Annotated in this window: 10 protein-coding genes; 3 read left to right on the top strand and 7 right to left on the bottom strand. The window is 38.0% G+C overall.

Annotated elements, in window-relative coordinates:
* Positions 1-63: 63 nt before the first annotated feature.
* Positions 64-1,668, bottom strand: a complete 1,605-nt coding sequence (locus tag FLUTA_RS01880) for a fumarate hydratase (RefSeq protein WP_013685157.1) — start codon at positions 1,666-1,668, stop codon at positions 64-66.
* A 209-nt stretch (positions 1,669-1,877) separates the two neighbouring features.
* Positions 1,878-2,168: a GIY-YIG nuclease family protein gene (locus FLUTA_RS01885; protein ID WP_013685158.1), complete on the bottom strand. Its 291-nt coding sequence runs from the start codon at positions 2,166-2,168 to the stop codon at positions 1,878-1,880.
* A gap of 301 nt (positions 2,169-2,469) precedes the next feature.
* Between FLUTA_RS01885 and FLUTA_RS20455 the strand changes: the two genes are divergently transcribed.
* Complete coding sequence (locus FLUTA_RS20455; RefSeq protein ID WP_013685159.1) at positions 2,470-4,032, top strand: sensor histidine kinase; 1,563 nt, start codon at positions 2,470-2,472, stop codon at positions 4,030-4,032.
* Positions 4,033-4,161: 129 nt separating this feature from the next.
* Here FLUTA_RS20455 and FLUTA_RS01895 read toward each other — a convergent pair whose 3' ends face one another.
* Both FLUTA_RS01895 and FLUTA_RS01900 read right to left on the bottom strand, forming a co-directional pair.
* Positions 4,162-5,127, bottom strand: a complete 966-nt coding sequence (locus tag FLUTA_RS01895; RefSeq protein ID WP_013685160.1) for a glycosyltransferase family 9 protein — start codon at positions 5,125-5,127, stop codon at positions 4,162-4,164.
* A 120-nt stretch (positions 5,128-5,247) separates the two neighbouring features.
* Positions 5,248-6,132, bottom strand: coding sequence for a hypothetical protein (locus FLUTA_RS01900; RefSeq protein WP_013685161.1), 885 nt, complete (start codon positions 6,130-6,132; stop codon positions 5,248-5,250).
* Positions 6,133-6,340: 208 nt separating this feature from the next.
* Here FLUTA_RS01900 and FLUTA_RS20460 point away from each other — a divergent pair, with 208 nt between their 5' ends.
* Both FLUTA_RS20460 and FLUTA_RS01910 read left to right on the top strand, forming a co-directional pair.
* Entirely contained in the window at positions 6,341-9,349 is a 3,009-nt protein-coding gene (locus FLUTA_RS20460) for a M1 family metallopeptidase (RefSeq protein WP_013685162.1), read from the top strand.
* An 89-nt stretch (positions 9,350-9,438) separates the two neighbouring features.
* Positions 9,439-9,921 (top strand): hypothetical protein, encoded by a 483-nt coding sequence (locus tag FLUTA_RS01910; RefSeq protein ID WP_013685163.1) that lies wholly within the window; start codon positions 9,439-9,441, stop codon positions 9,919-9,921.
* Between the two features lie 22 nt (positions 9,922-9,943).
* Here FLUTA_RS01910 and FLUTA_RS01915 read toward each other — a convergent pair whose 3' ends face one another.
* The 3 genes from FLUTA_RS01915 to FLUTA_RS01925 form a co-directional block, all read right to left on the bottom strand.
* Positions 9,944-10,624 (bottom strand): toxin-antitoxin system YwqK family antitoxin, encoded by a 681-nt coding sequence (locus FLUTA_RS01915; RefSeq protein ID WP_013685164.1) that lies wholly within the window; start codon positions 10,622-10,624, stop codon positions 9,944-9,946.
* Between the two features lie 75 nt (positions 10,625-10,699).
* Positions 10,700-12,484 carry a chloride channel protein gene (locus FLUTA_RS01920; RefSeq protein WP_013685165.1) on the bottom strand — a complete coding sequence of 595 codons (1,785 nt, stop codon included), beginning with the start codon at positions 12,482-12,484 and terminating at the stop codon, positions 10,700-10,702.
* 88 nt (positions 12,485-12,572) lie between these two features.
* Complete coding sequence (locus FLUTA_RS01925) at positions 12,573-15,860, bottom strand: T9SS type B sorting domain-containing protein (RefSeq protein WP_013685166.1); 3,288 nt, start codon at positions 15,858-15,860, stop codon at positions 12,573-12,575.
* Between the last annotated feature and the right edge of the window lie 22 nt (positions 15,861-15,882).

The following is a 15,882-nucleotide window of genomic DNA, read 5'->3' on the forward strand; positions in this document are numbered from 1 at the left end:
ATTATAAAAACCATGTGGGGACGCGATGCATCGCGTCCCCACATGGTTTTTTTTATTTAAATCTTACAAATTCTCAAAGAAATCATTTCCTTTATCGTCCGTAATAATAAAAGCTGGGAAATCCTTAATCGTAATCTTTCTCACTGCTTCCATTCCCATCTCTTCAAAGTCAACAACCTCTACTGAAAGGATATTCTCTTTCGCCAGGATTGCTGCTGGACCACCAATGGATCCCAAATAGAATCCGCCGTATTTGTTACATGCATTCGTTACGTCTTTCGAGCGATTTCCTTTTGCCAACATAATCATACTCCCACCCATACTTTGGAATAAATCCACATAAGAATCCATACGACCTGCTGTTGTTGGACCGAAACTTCCGGAAGCCATTCCTTCAGGTGTTTTTGCTGGACCTGCATAATAAACCGGGTGATTTTTGAAGTAATCAGGCATCGGTTCTCCTGCATCCAACATTTCTTTGATACGTGCATGAGCGGCGTCGCGAGCCACGATCAATGTTCCGTTCAACTTCAAACGCGTTTTGATTGGATATTTCGACAATTCAGCCAATACTTCTGCCATTGGTCTGTCCAAATCGATGTTTACTGGTGGCTCCAAATGCGGCGGAACTTCAGGCAACAAACGACGTGGATTTTTCTCCAATTGCTCTACAAACAAACCGTCTTTGGTAATTTTTGCTTTGATGTTTCTATCTGCCGAACAAGATACTCCCAATCCAACTGGACAAGAAGCCGCATGGCGTGGAAGACGAATTACACGAACATCGTGCGTGAAGTATTTCCCTCCGAATTGAGCTCCGATTGTACTTTCCTGACAAATTTTATGGATGCGCTTTTCCCACTCCAAATCACGGAAAGCTTGACCTCCCATGTTTCCTTCTGTAGGTAAATGATCGTAGTAACCAGCCGAAGCTTTTTTCACCGCAGCCAAGTTTGCTTCAGCAGATGTTCCTCCGACAACGAACGCCAAGTGATAAGGCGGACAAGCAGAAGTTCCTAAGTCTTTTATTTTTTCTTTGATAAACTCCTCTAAAGAAGCATCATTCAACAACGATTTTGTTTTCTGGTACAAAAAGGTTTTGTTAGCTGAACCTCCACCTTTTGCAAGAAACAAGAATTCATATTTCGCACCTTGAGTTGCATAAATATCGATTTGTGCAGGAAGATTGGAACCCGAATTCTTTTCTTCAAACATATCTAAAGCTACAATTTGAGAATAACGTAAGTTCTTCTCTTGGTACGTATTGAAAATTCCTTTCGAAAGGTATTCCGCATCATTCGCGCCTGTGTAAACACCTTCTCCTTTTTTACCAACCACAATTGCAGTTCCGGTATCCTGACAAGATGGAAGTTGACCTTCAGCTGCAATCGTTGCATTTTGCAATAAATTGTATGCTACAAAACGGTCATTATCCGTTGCTTCTGGATCATCCAAAATAGCACGCAATTTTTCCAAATGAGAAGTTCTCAAGAAGAATGACACATCACTCAATGCCTCTTGAGCTAAAAACTCCAACGCTTTTGGGTCAATGTTCAATACTTCCCTATCTCCGATTTTCTCTACAGTTACGTAATCAGAAGAAACTTTGCGATATTCAGTCGTGTCCTTTAAAATAGGATACGGTTCTTGGTAAAAAAAGTCAGCCATAATTTTCGTTATTCAGGTGCAAAATTAATGAAAAAGCGTTTTTAGGTATTGGAAGAACGCAATTAAGAATAATGCTAAATAATAATTCTCGGTATCAGTCTCGAGTCCCCACATGTGTCATGTCGAGTTTCCGCTTGTTTTCTCGATACATCCCGACTGAAAGGTCGGAATACTCGAACTGACAAGGCGGAAGTATCGAGACGGACACACTAATCAAAATTCTTCTTTGCCAAATTGACCAAATCCTCAAATCGCCCCTCAATTAAAGCTTTTTTCTTCACTTTACTCCATCGCTTAATTTGTTTCTCCTTATCTATAGCATAATAGAAATCAGTAAATTCTGCATAGAAAACCATCTCAACAGGTCGGCGTGAAAAAGTATAACTATCGGGATTCTTTCCTGATTGGTGTTGTTCCAAACGTCTTGTTAGATTATTGGTTATACCAGTATAATATGAGCCATCTGAGCACTCTAAAATATAAACATATAATAACTTCATCCTATTTAATTTAAGGAAAAAGTTCATTTATTACAAGCCCTGCCTGTGCTCAATATATCAGATGTCGTTCTCGATACAAAATGATCGTTCCTCACATTTCACTCGAACTGACATGATGTTGAATACTCGAATTGAAAAGACCGAGGTGTCATGTCGAGTTTTCGCCCCGTGTTCTCGATACTCCCGACTGAAAAAGTCGGAAACTCGAACTGACACGGCGAAAGTATCGAGACAGACACAAGAAATCGGATCGAAAACAATTTCTCCTCAAAAACAACGTTTTTACTTACATTCGTAACACATGAATTTATATTCGAACAAACAAACATGGAAAATTGTGCTGCTTATCGTAGCACTGATCACTGTTGCAGCATCGCTTTGGGTATCGAATTCTACGGTTCAAAAAGTATCGGATCGGGAACGTTTACGTGCCAAACAATGGGCAGATGCAATCAAGAAAAAAGCTGAATTAGTAGAATTTACAAATCGAGCTTTCCAACAACTCCGTGGATACGAACGACGTAAAATCAAGTTGTATTTAGATGCTACGAAGGAAATATCCAAAGAACCAACAAATGGCAATTTTTTCCCCGATTATCGTTTTCCAATTAGTATTATCAATGAAAACAAAGACATTCCAGTTATATTAGTGGACGATGAAAACCAAGTTTCTGGTTTCATCAATCTCGATTTTGACACAACAGATTTAAGAACATTAAATCCGACATTGACTCGCAAAGAATTGACCCAAAAATACGAAGACAGTTTACTCATTCTAACTACTTTTTGGGAGAAAAATCACAAACCATTCCGCATTGAAGTAGTGAAAGGATTAACCATGACCTACTTTTACACCGATACCAAACGCACCATTGAATTAGAAAAAGAGCGGGATTCGTTGATTTCCGCATTCAACAACGAATTAATCAATGACTCCAAGTTAATTCCTGTCGTCTTGATGAATAAGGAAAATGACTCATTGATTTCAAGTAATTTATCAAAGGAAAAAACAAATTTGAAAAATCTGAGAAATACACTGAGAAAACTTGAATTGGTGAATGATCCGATTGAAATTTCTTTTGGCGAAAACCAGGTTAATCTACTCTATTTTGACAATTCAGATGAATTAAAACAACTTCAATTCTTTCCCTACATCCAATTTTTAATCATCGGACTATTCATACTGATTGGCTATCTACTTTTTAGTACATTCCGAAAGGCAGAACAAAATCAGGTTTGGGCTGGAATGGCTAAGGAAACTGCTCATCAAATGGGAACCCCACTTTCCTCGTTAATGGCTTGGATTCAAATTTTGGAAACCCAAGATGTGGATCAAAGCATCATCGCCGAAATGCAAAAAGACGTTGAGCGTTTAGATACTGTTTCGCAACGTTTTTCGAAAATCGGATCTGAAACTCAACTCACACAAAGTGATATTCGATTAACTGTTCAAGGTGTAATGGATTACTTGCGCCCACGCATTTCTCAAAAAGTGGAAATGACAACTCACTTTGATGACGAGGAAATTTTGGTAAGTCACAACAAATCGTTGATGGAATGGGTGATGGAAAATATTATTCGCAATGCAGTTGATGCCATGGAATCGAAAGGAAAATTAGATGTCACTATAAAAACAGTTCCTGAACGAGTTTATATTGAAATTTCTGATACCGGAAAAGGGCTTTTACCTAAACAATTTAAATCCATTTTTGAACCTGGTTATACAACTAAAAAACGCGGTTGGGGATTAGGACTTTCCTTAGTAAAACGAATCGTGAAGGAATACCACAAAGGGAAAGTTTACGTGGTTCATTCTGAAATTGGAAAAGGAACTATGATTCGGGTGAGCTTGCCATTGAAATAGTCGTTAGGTGTCAAGTCGAGTGCGAAGCGTATCGAGACAGACACGCCCCTTGTTCTCGATAAAAAATGCTCGTTCCTCACATTTCACTCGAACTGACAGGGCTAAATGCATCGCGTACCCACCAATGTTTTATATTCCAACATCAATATTCCCGCATTTAAAATGTCCTTCTGGACAAACTTTTCCTCCGTGTAAACCACAAGGTCTGCAGGTCAATAATTCTGTCTCTTCTCGAATTTCACTATCATCTGAAAGCGGGCCAAAACCAAAACGTGGAACCGTAGCACAGAAAAATGCAGTAACTGGAGCATTTACAGCTGTTGCCATGTGTAAAGGCCCTGAATCGTTCACAAAACAACGATTCGCCTTTTCAAATAGAGCACATGATTCTAATAAGTTTAACTTTCCAGCTAAATTGTTTTCGTTCGGTAAATGTGCTGCTTCCAAAATTCGCTGACACAATTCAAAATCTGCTGGTCCGCCAACTAAATAAACTGCTCCTTCGCTTTTCAAGTTGTTTGCTAACTCTACCCATTTTGCTTCTGGAAGTTGCTTTGTAAACCAAACAGATGCTGGTGCTAGCGTGAAAAATGGTTTATCTTTTAAGCTGGTAACTTTTGCACGATCTGCATCCGAAGGAAAAACCATTGGTCGCACCAATTTCTCTGCTCCATGATGTGCTATGCATTCTAGATTGCGTTCTACCTCGTGTTTTCCTGTTCCAATCTCGTGCTTGATCTTGATATCATAACAAAATGAAAATGGATTTTTATCAAAGCCTACTTTGCGTTTCCCTTTGGAAAGAAAAGTGATGATTCCTGAACTTCCAAAGCGTTGAAGATTGATTACCTCATCGTATTTCTTTGTTCTAAAAACACCAATCAATCGGCGCATTTCTTTCCACTTCCCCTCTTTCTTATTGAAGGAAAACACTTCGTGAATTGATGGATGATTTTTCAGAATCGCTTCATTGCCTTTTCGAACCAAGACATCGATTTCAGCATCAGGGTACAAACGCTTCAATTCACTAATTACAGGAGTGGCCAAAATGACGTCTCCTAAAAAAGCTGTTTGAATGACTAAAAAGCGTTGCATGAAGTAAAAGTACGCAAAAATCAATCGGGTGATTCTTTTTCAACGCAAAGACGCATAGAACGCAGTGGTGAATACACTCAAACCTTTACGCTCTCTTCGTCTCAGTTATTATAAAAATTGCTAGAATTTGGGTAACGAATATTCCACATCCACCAAGCCTATCTCAAAACGGTTTTCACTAATAATTTTCAGTTCGCTATCAGTATAATCAGCCTTAAGTCCTACTTGAGTGTTATAAATTGTTGGAAGCTTACTGTAGAATTGATGCTGATCAACCCAATTTGCAAACATCCACGGTGACATATTACCAATTTTTACTTCATTCAGAAAAACGGGTTTCATGCGCTGGTAAAACTCTTCATTTCCTGCACTATGAACAAGTATAACCCAAATACAGAACTCCCCAAGTTGCAATCTTTTTTCTCCTGGAAACCCTGTTTTCTGAATCATTTCAGCTAACAATTGTTCATTTACACTATTTATCGAATCCAGTTGGTGCTTAAACGCATTGTTATCTGGATTCGCATACCATTGATTTAGGTAAAACTGATCCCAATACGTCATACTATCAATAACTGCTACCAATGAATCTGGATTTTTTTCCTGATAATTCTTTGAACTAATCTCAAAGCCTTCATCAATTAATTTCCTATCTCTTTCAATAAATCCCTCAGTAATATAGCCATAATTTAAATCGGCAATGTACCAAGTCGTTCGCATATCAAAAGTAGGAACAGAACAAGATTTTTTCGCATAAATAGCTGACAACGAATCACTCCCCATTTCCTTGTAGCAATAACTCATGAGCAAATAATCTTCACCAAAGAGCATTCCATATTTTTTTTTTACTGCATTCAATTCATCGATACTTTCTTTGAAAACGCGTTTTTGAAGTACTTGCTTGTATATGGGACACACCGCTTGCTTGTAAACAATGTGATCAAAGGATTGTGCCTGAACAATGGAGATGCACAGCACAGATAAAAATGTGGTCAGTCTTTTCATAAGGAGTTTTTTTAATAATGTTTCTGTTGAATTTTGGTTACAAGATAATTTTTTCACCGCAAAAAATGGAAGAGCGCTAATGGAGCTTTAGTAGGCTCTGCGTTCTCTGCGCCTCCGCGGTAAAAATTATTCTTTATTCATTAACTTTGTATCCTGAACAAATAGAGCAATCAGCCGCGGCTGATATGCTATAATTTATTTCCAAACTATGAAATCGCAGCTACTCCTGGCGTTCCTTTTTTTAGGGTTCATTCAATCATCATCCTATGGACAATCTTATTGGCAGCAAAAGGTTGATTATACTATTACCGTTAAACTGGATGATGTGACCCACACATTGAGTGGTTTTGAACGATTTGTATATCACAACAATTCGCCGCAAACACTTGATTTCATTTACATGCATTTGTGGCCGAACGCATATACGAGTGGAAAAACGGCACTTGGAAAACAATTGTATGAAAGTGGTGATCCAATACTCACTTTTGGAAAAGATTCGATTCGAGGAGGAATTGATTCCCTTCATTTTCAAGTCAATGGACAAGATGTTTCATTCACTTTTGATCCAAAAAATCCAGATATTGGAAAATTAACCCTGAATGCTCCGCTAAAATCGGGAGAATCTATTACTGTTACTACTCCTTTTCATGTGCAAATTCCTTCTGGGGAAGTTTCTCGTTTGGGGCACATTGGGCAATCGTATCAGATCACTCAATGGTACCCGAAGCCAGCTGTTTACAATAAAAATGGCTGGAATCAAATTCCCTACTTAACACAAGGTGAATTTTATTCGGAATACGGAACATTTGATGTTTCAATCACGCTTCCTAAAAACTATGTTGTTGGTGCAACAGGAGATCTACAAACAGAATCTGAAATTGCTTTCATGAATGAGAAGGCTAGTTACACGAAAGAAAATTTCAGCTCCCTTATTCGAAAAAAATATCCCCGCAATGATTTCCCCGCTTCAGATTCAGAATGGAAAACAATCCGCTACACCCAAAAAGATGTACACGACTTTGCATGGTTTGCAGATAAACGCTATGCTGTGCTAAAAGGAGAAGTAGAATTACCTCATTCGAAGCGAAAAGTAACGACTTGGGCTTTATTTACATCTAAAAATGCCGCTTTGTGGGAACGTGCTTCTGAATACATTCACGACGGGACTTACTATTATTCGCTTTGGAATGGTGATTACCCCTACAACCAAGTCACTGCAGTTGACGGAACTATTTCTGCAGGTGGAGGAATGGAATATCCGAATGTAACAGTTATTGGAAATGCAAGTTCTCCAATCGAATTGGAAGTAGTGATTGTTCACGAGGTTGGTCACAATTGGTTTTACGGAATATTAGGTAGCAACGAACGTGTTCACGGATGGATGGATGAAGGAATGAACACCATGAACGAAATGCGCTACATGACTACGAAGTATCCTAAAAACACGTATTTAACGGATATGATTCTGAACGGATATTTTCATTTTCACCAGTTAAGCCACTACGACTCGGGAGATATGATGCATCGAATTATTGCAGGAATCGGAGAAGATCAACCAATAGAAACACATTCGGCAAAATTTACCGATATCAACTACGCTGGAATCATGTATCAGAAAACAGGATTGGTCTTCACGTATTTGAAGGAATATCTGGGCGATTCGCTCTTTGATAAAGCCATGCAATCCTATTACAACGAATGGAGTTTCAAGCATCCGCAACCGGAAGATATGCGAGCTACTTTGGAACGTGCAACTGGTAAAGATTTGTCGTGGCTTTTTACTGATTTGATTCAAACGACGAATCACATTGATTACAAAATAGCAAAGGTTAAATCATTTGCTGGCAAAACAACCGTTACGGTCAAAAATGTTGGTCAGGTTAACGGTCCAATTGAAGTAACTGGATTTGTGAAAGGTCAGAAAATGCAAACCATTTGGGCAGAAAATGAAACAAAAAAATCGGAAGTGACTTTTGACTCAGAAATGGATGCCGTACAGATCAACGCAAGCGGAAAAGCTCCTGAAATTGCTCAAAGTAACAACTATTGGCATCAAAAAGGGATTTTTGGAAAAATAGAGCCGCTGAAGCTGCAATTTTTGATAGACAAAAACGAAACACAAAGAAGTAATTTGTTTTGGAGTCCGATCTTGGGTGGAAATGAATACGACAAATTCATGCTTGGTTTTGCTCTCCACAATTTCAGCGTTCCTTCTCCTCGCTTTCAATTTTTAATCGCCCCGATGTATTCTTTTGGAGGAAAACGCATTTCAGGAATCGCTGAAATCAATCGTACATGGCTTCCAAAAAGAAACCTCAAACTTTCTAGAATTGGAATTTCACTACGCTCATTCAAAAATGATACTTTGGGCAGAAACGATGGATATTATGTTGCTATTCTACCTTATTGGACTGCAAAAATTGGCAATCGAATTGGAGGGCCAATTAGTCAGACCATTCGTGTTCAATCGATGTATCGCTTGGATGTAAGCAGACCCAAACAGCGAGAACTCATTGGAGGATATTTGCAATACGACTTCGATTTTTCGAAAGAAGACCACAAAGTGAATCTACAAGTGCGAACAGATTATGCTGCGAACCCAGTCAATAGCGACAATTTTTCGCGTTCATCAGTCGCTGCTACATACAAATACCGATATATCAAAAACAAACGTTCGCGCTGGATTGAGTTGCGTTTGTTTGCTGGAAACTACTGGAATTTCGACATGTATAACTCTGGAAATGCTACCGATTATGGATATGCATTAAGTGGAGCAAGTGGAAATCAGGATGCGTTTTTGGAAGATTACTTCTTTGGTCGTTCTGCACAATCTGGAATTTGGTCGCAGCAACGTTTGGAAAACATGGGAGGATTCAGATCTTCTATTGGGAATGGGAAATCGGGATATTTTGGAACAACAACTCGTTGGATGACCACCGCTAATTTCTATCTAGAAACGCCAATTGGTCCAAAGATCTTTGGAATTTATGGAGATTTCGGTTTATTCGACCAAGCATTTAGTACAAAACCTATTCAAGCGTACGATTTGGGATTAGCCATGCGTTTGGGAACGATTTTCGGAATTTATTTTCCAGTCTTGCAATCGGATAATATAACAAATGCTTATTCTTCGTCAAATTATTTGGAACGGATTCGGTTTACGTTAAAGTTTAATTTAACGAATAAACCGTTGGATTGGTTGAAGTTGTTACCTTGAAAAAACACACTATAAAAGAGTAGGGACTTGATTAATTGCTTTTTTATATTTATCTCACCATCCAATCAATTCTTTCATACATTTATGGGATGGTTTTTACGAAAAAATATGGTTTTCAAATCAATCAAAACAAAGACACTTTAACTCAAACTCTGAAAGATTTGAGTAAAGAAAACCTGATTGAACAAAATCGCATTGGAGACGACTCTTTTTATTCCATTGAATTTATTTGGGATGAATTTTTTGTGACTCGTAAAGCCAAGCTATTTGAGCGGTCTATGGGAATTGAGCCTGATGCATACATTCGTCTAACTAGTTTATCAGATAATCTTACGCAAATAGATGTAAGGATCAAGTTCTCCGAAATTGTATGGATCATCCTAATTTTCGTTCAATTGGGAATCATTGCTGTATCTCTTTTCGGAATTAACGTCGATGGATTAAACTGGTGGTATCGAATTCTTATCATGATTGGAATATCTGGACTTTGGAATTTTATCCTTTGGTTAATCCTTATTCAAGGACTGAAGAAACTGAAAAAAGTGATTACCCAACTATTTGAGAAGCTTTAGATTTTCATGTACTTGACTTCAATCAATAATTCTCTTCCCGAATGATTTGGTCTTTTTTATACACAATCAATCGGATTAGTTTGCCTGTTTTGTCGTAGTATCTCCAGGATCCTTCTTTCTTTCCATTTTCCCAAATCTCCACACTTTTACTCCTGAATTCGTCTATTTCTCCTGTAAAACATTCGTTCTTCAATTCATCAATGGAATAAAATTCTTTCACGATATAATTAGTAGAATCTTCATTGTAGATTTCATTCTTAACAAGAAAAAAATCCTCTTCAATTGGATTTAAAAGAAGGAGATTTACTTCGTTTTTAAATCCATAATCTATGTATACCGTATCTATTTTACTTTTGTGAGGATTTTTCAAATAATAGTTACGAATACATTGATTGTATAATTTACTCAATGTATCAGGATTCATTTTCTTCTCTTTCTTAGCATTAAAATCAATACAGGTCTGAGGAATTTTTACTATTTCTTCATAAAAAGGAGAACCATCACAATGTAGAATTACAATGTAATCACTTTGAATCCATTGTTTTTCCACTCGTCCTTTCAATTCATAAGAAACAAAATATTCCATCCACATCGTATTTTTCAATGAATCAATGCCCCCAGGAACTTGGAATGACTGAGCATTTATCCCGTTAGACAAAAAACCAATACAAACAATCAGAAATAAGCGATTTAAATAATTCATGTGATTGATTTCTATTAGTTGTGCTAAAATAAGGAATAAGCTTCTAATTCAGTTAGATAACTGTAGATTTCATTCTCACTCCACCATACTATCCATAATCTTCTTGCGATAAGCTTCCAAAAGTCTACTTTTTGAATAATATCCGAGAACTTGATCATTATCAATCACAGGCAAATAATTTAATTTGGAACGCTCGAACATTTCCATCACTTGCTCTAATGTATTCCGCGGATTCAATGAATAGCGAATGGGCTCCATTACCAATTCTAGCGGTGTGTTGGGTTCGGACGAATAAACGGGCAAAATCGTTGGTAAATCGTCGAGGTAAATCATTCCTAGTAGCATTCCACTATCGGAAACAATGGGAATCAAGGCTTGATGGGAATATTGAATCGTTAAAAACAGGGTTGAAACAGTATCTGTGGGATTCAAAACAACCAGTGTTTCTTCCAAAATATCAGCGGGATCAATGGAGGATAAAATATGACGGTCTTTATCCGCACGAACCACATGACCTTCATCTGCCAATTTCACAATATCCATGGAATGATTCAAATAGCGCTTAGAAATCGCAAAACTGATGGAAGAAACGATCATCAAAGGAATCATTAATCCGTAGCCGCCAGTGATTTCAGCAATAAGAAAAATAGCGGTTAATGGGGCATGAAACAATCCACTCAACAAACCAGCCATTCCAACCATGGTAAAGTTGGTAATAGGAAGTGCAAATCCTATTCCTGCTAAGTTCCAACCATAAGCAAAAGCAAATCCGGTGTAGCTTCCAACAAACAAAGAAGGTGCAAAATTTCCTCCATTTCCTCCAGAACCTAAGGTTAAACCTGTTGCAATTGCTTTTAGAAAAACGACTGCTCCAATAAAAACCAACGGAAACCACGATTGTTTAAACGATTCGAATAAGGTTCCATCCAATAAATCAAAGACTTTTTCTGTTGAAAGTGATCGAATGCTATCATAACCTTCACCAAACAAGGAAGGGAAAATAAAAATGAGTGTAGACAATAACAACGCTCCTACAATTCCTTTTTGATAAGCTTTCATTTTCCAATGCTCCATCCATGTTTCAATGCGGTTAAACACCCGATTGTGGTATACAGCAATAAAGCCTGTCAAAACTCCTAAAACAATGTAAAATGGTACGTTCTGCAATTCAAAGACTGCCATATTCTTAAATGACAACAAAATACTTTCATTCAGAACCGCTGCTGATAACAAAGCGCCCGAAGCCGAAGCCAACATCAATGGAATAAATGCCGTAATTCCAACATCAGCTAGTAAAACCTCCATTGTAAATAAAACCCCAGCAATCGGGGCATTAAAAGCGGCTGCAATTCCAGCCGCAACACCACAAGCTAACAACAAGGTTCGCTCTTTGGTGGATAGTTTGTAAACGCGCGCATAATTGGATCCGAAAGCTGCGCCAGTAATCGTAACAGGAGATTCCAATCCTGCCGAACCACCAAAACCAACAGTTACGGAAGACGTGATGACTTGTGCGTACATCTGCTTGCGAGGCATAATACTCGACTTTTTGTTAATCGCATAAATGATTCGCCAAGTTCCCTTTTCCAGTTTACCATTCAATAATTTGCGCGTAATGAAAATAGTTAATACAATTCCAAAAACGGGCAAAATGAAATCGACGTATTTGAAATGCAATTGTTGATTGAGTTCCTTAGCAAAAATCAACACCATGTGGGCAAATGATTTCAGAACAATCACTGCCAATGCAGACGAAAGTCCAACTATCACACTTGAAAGCAATAAGAATTGTCGGGGAGTTAGACTATTTCTGAGAAAGAAAATTCCACCGTTTAGTTTTCGCAAAAATCGAGACAACATGCCTTAAAATTACAACAATTAATTACGGATTGCGAATTACGAATACCGAATTTTTGATTAAGTGTTGACCAAAGTATGTTGAAATCGACTAATGAATTACGCTCACATTTCCGCGATAAAAGTACTCTTGATTATTTCCATCAATTACTTTCAATACATAAACGTAAACGTTTGGAGCTACTAAATCTCCACTTTTCTGATGAATCCCATCCCAACCAATTGTTGGATCATTTGTTTGGAAAACCAATTGTCCCCAACGATCTACAATCGAAAATTCGTATTTCGAAACATCGTGAAAGGAAACGACAGGAATGAAAATAGGATTCAATCCACCTGGAGTAAAGGCATTTGGAACATATACCAATGGTTCAATTACCGCACAAACTTGATTTGAAAAGCTCAATTCTTGAATTCCGTATTGATTAATGGCTTCTTCTGCAATAACCAAATAACAAACTTTTCCACTGTGAGAATAACCTAGCTCATCAACCAAATCTTCAAAATAACGTTGATTCGGAGAAACTACAGCAGTTGGAGTCGGTGGAAAAACACCATCAATTCCTCTGTAAATTTGATACTGCAAAACGCCACCATCATATTCACTGTATGGTGACCAATTCAAATAAGTAGATAAACGCGTTTGATCGGCTGTGACTTTTAAAAGAATCGTTCTTGCTCTATTTGATACCGCCCCCTGATTTCCACAACTATCAATAATAACAGCACGGTATGTGTAACTGAAATTAGTTACATCCACATCTGTATCCGTAATCGAGGATGTTGAAGTCGTTGCTGGAACCTCTCCTAACAAATCAAATTGCCCAGTGGCCATATTGAATTTCTCAAATCGAACAGATTGTACATTTGTTCCAGTCGAAACTTCATGTCTTAAAACCACCGTGTTCTGATCTACCGTAGCTACTCGCATGTAATTAATAGCTGGTGCAGTTGGGGCTGTAATCACAAACGATTGAATATTGGAAAAAGCTACTGCTCCATTGGAATTGTTTGCTTGAATGAACACACTGTAATTTAGAAGTGGCGTACAATCCAAATTGTAAAATTCATCCGTTGTTGTTGCAACCGCAGTCCAAGGACCTGTTCCTTCCTTCACAAAAACAGTATAACCAGTTAAGTTCGTTCCCCAACCAAAGTAAGCTGTCCACTCCAGTTCTGCTTGAGTTGTACAGCTGTTCGTACTATAAGTTAAATATTGACTACTATGCAATTCAGCCTTTGCAGAAGTTTGATACGTTGGTGGAATGGCTGGTGTGAAACACGAATCAAACGCAGCAATCGAATAAGTTTCAGGACCCGTGATTGGAATTGAGTGTGTATATGTCGTATTTGCAATTCCCCAAACGGTGTCAATCTCTACGATAAATCCATTCGCATCTTTGTGATAAACGATGTATCCATAGGTATCAGACTCGTAATTTTGATCCCAAGTAATGACTACATTTCCAGTAAGTGTATCTATTGAAACACTTGAAATAACTGGTATTTTGGGAGTAATGTCATCCTGTAAATTATCTCCAATAATATTAGATGACCACTGACAAGTTGGTGTCGAATAAACGACTTGATAATTCAAGAAAGCAGAACAAATATCTATGGTATCAATAAAATGTGTTGCATTGTAAGGAAGTACAGCTATCGAAGTCCAAGTTCCTGTCGGATATTCGCGGTAAATCGTACAAAAATTATCCATTCCTGGTAGGGGATTAGAAGCTGGTAAATTCCAATCCAAAACAGCAGTTCCGTTAGATGGATTGAATAAAGATAATCGAACATTTTTAACAGTATCGCTCGATAAAATCACATCACATCCAGATTTCACTTCTACAAAGTAATCTTTATCAACTCCTGGATTAGGAAGAGTTACAGTTGTGGTTCCAATTGGATAAGTTCCAATTAAACCGTCTTGTAGGGAGTACAAGTTAAAATCCACAAAAGTGTTGTCTGGATTCAAAACGGGATCCCAAGAAATAGCTATATCGCCATTTGGTTGTGTTGAAATACAATTAATAGAGGTTGCAGGAATAATTCCTGGATTTTTCACATGAATGGTAATCGTTTTGAATGTTGTTTTAGGAATTTGACAGAAATTATCCTGAACTCTAAAAACGAACGTAAACGTCTTTTCATCATCTGTATTTCCATATGCATCGACCAAATGAGCGCAGTCTGTTTGCCATAAAAAATTAGTTGAAACACCTTGAACGCCTGTTATAATCGGAGTTTGATTTAAGGTTGCGCAAGGAGCAACATCACATCCGCCTACACTTGTGAAATTGGTGCCAAATTGTGATCCACTAGCAGTCAAATAATTGCTCTGAGGAGTTCCATCTTGTAAAAATTCCACATCTGTAGCTGTCAAGGTGAAATTGACCAAAGAACCAGCAAGAACAGTTGTCTCGTAAAGCCCTCCAAAAGGCCCATTAATCACAGGAGCATTGTTTGGCGCAGCACAATTAGTAACTATGAGTTGCATTTCACGCTCCACTTCAGCTATTAATATGCCATTTCGATACGATTTAGCAATCACTTTCACAACAAATCCACCGATTGTGAACGAACGAAAGCTCAAATGACCATTCTGAGAATCAAGTGTCAAGGGTATATTTCCTGCATTAAATGTGGCGTCAGGAGTTGGATTAAATGCGTTAAATCCTGTTTCATAAGGCACAAAGTCAGGATCTACTGGTGGATTATAGGTTGTTCCTTCAATGCGATCCATCGGAGCTCCTAGAATCGTAACAACAGAATCCAAATCTTCATCTATTGGATGCATGTTGTATTCGTAGTTTTCACCAGCGCAAAGAACCAAATACGGATCTTGCAAAAAGCGCGGAGAATTATCGGTGCAAACACCCGCGGAAGCTCCCGGAATTGCATACATCGTAGCGCGAACTGTTACTCCATAATTCGTTGGATTAGACAAATTCGTGATGCTGCTATTTCGTGAAAAGTTGCTATAGGTTATGATCCAACCTTGTGATGGCGGAACACCTGACAAAATAACTGGATTAGATTGATAAATGATTTTTTCGATTGCTCCTACCCCGTTTCCGCCATTTGCTCCTGAACCACATGAAAGAGGATTTGGTGAACCAGTAACTTGTGTACAACTTGGGGAAATATCCGTTCTACTAACGAATAAAACAGGAATGGTCGCCAATGATGGATGATTCCATATTTTTAAATTCTCTGAAACGGGATTGATATCTACGCCATTGCAATCGCGGTAAAAAACCAATTGAAAGACGTATCCATTTCCAGTGCATTTCCAAGTAATTTCACCCCCCATTACGTGAGTAGCATTTGCTTTAAAGCATAATGCAGTTAAAATTACTAAGAGAAATACTCGAATCATATAGTCAATAACGTAAAAAACG

Origin of the sequence: Fluviicola taffensis DSM 16823 (assembly GCF_000194605.1) — a bacterium.
GTDB lineage: Bacteria > Bacteroidota > Bacteroidia > Flavobacteriales_D > Crocinitomicaceae > Fluviicola > Fluviicola taffensis.

Excerpts from the sequence above, each read along its gene's own strand:
- FLUTA_RS01880 (WP_013685157.1), bottom strand. The coding sequence starts at position 1,668 with ATGGCTGACTTTTTTTACCAAGAACCGTATCCTATTTTAAAGGACACG.
- FLUTA_RS01885 (WP_013685158.1), bottom strand. The coding sequence starts at position 2,168 with ATGAAGTTATTATATGTTTATATTTTAGAGTGCTCAGATGGCTCATAT.
- FLUTA_RS20455 (WP_013685159.1), top strand. The coding sequence starts at position 2,470 with ATGAATTTATATTCGAACAAACAAACATGGAAAATTGTGCTGCTTATC.
- FLUTA_RS01895 (WP_013685160.1), bottom strand. The coding sequence starts at position 5,127 with ATGCAACGCTTTTTAGTCATTCAAACAGCTTTTTTAGGAGACGTCATT.
- FLUTA_RS01900 (WP_013685161.1), bottom strand. The coding sequence starts at position 6,132 with ATGAAAAGACTGACCACATTTTTATCTGTGCTGTGCATCTCCATTGTT.
- FLUTA_RS20460 (WP_013685162.1), top strand. The coding sequence starts at position 6,341 with ATGAAATCGCAGCTACTCCTGGCGTTCCTTTTTTTAGGGTTCATTCAA.
- FLUTA_RS01910 (WP_013685163.1), top strand. The coding sequence starts at position 9,439 with ATGGTTTTTACGAAAAAATATGGTTTTCAAATCAATCAAAACAAAGAC.
- FLUTA_RS01915 (WP_013685164.1), bottom strand. The coding sequence starts at position 10,624 with ATGAATTATTTAAATCGCTTATTTCTGATTGTTTGTATTGGTTTTTTG.
- FLUTA_RS01920 (WP_013685165.1), bottom strand. The coding sequence starts at position 12,484 with ATGTTGTCTCGATTTTTGCGAAAACTAAACGGTGGAATTTTCTTTCTC.
- FLUTA_RS01925 (WP_013685166.1), bottom strand. The coding sequence starts at position 15,860 with ATGATTCGAGTATTTCTCTTAGTAATTTTAACTGCATTATGCTTTAAA.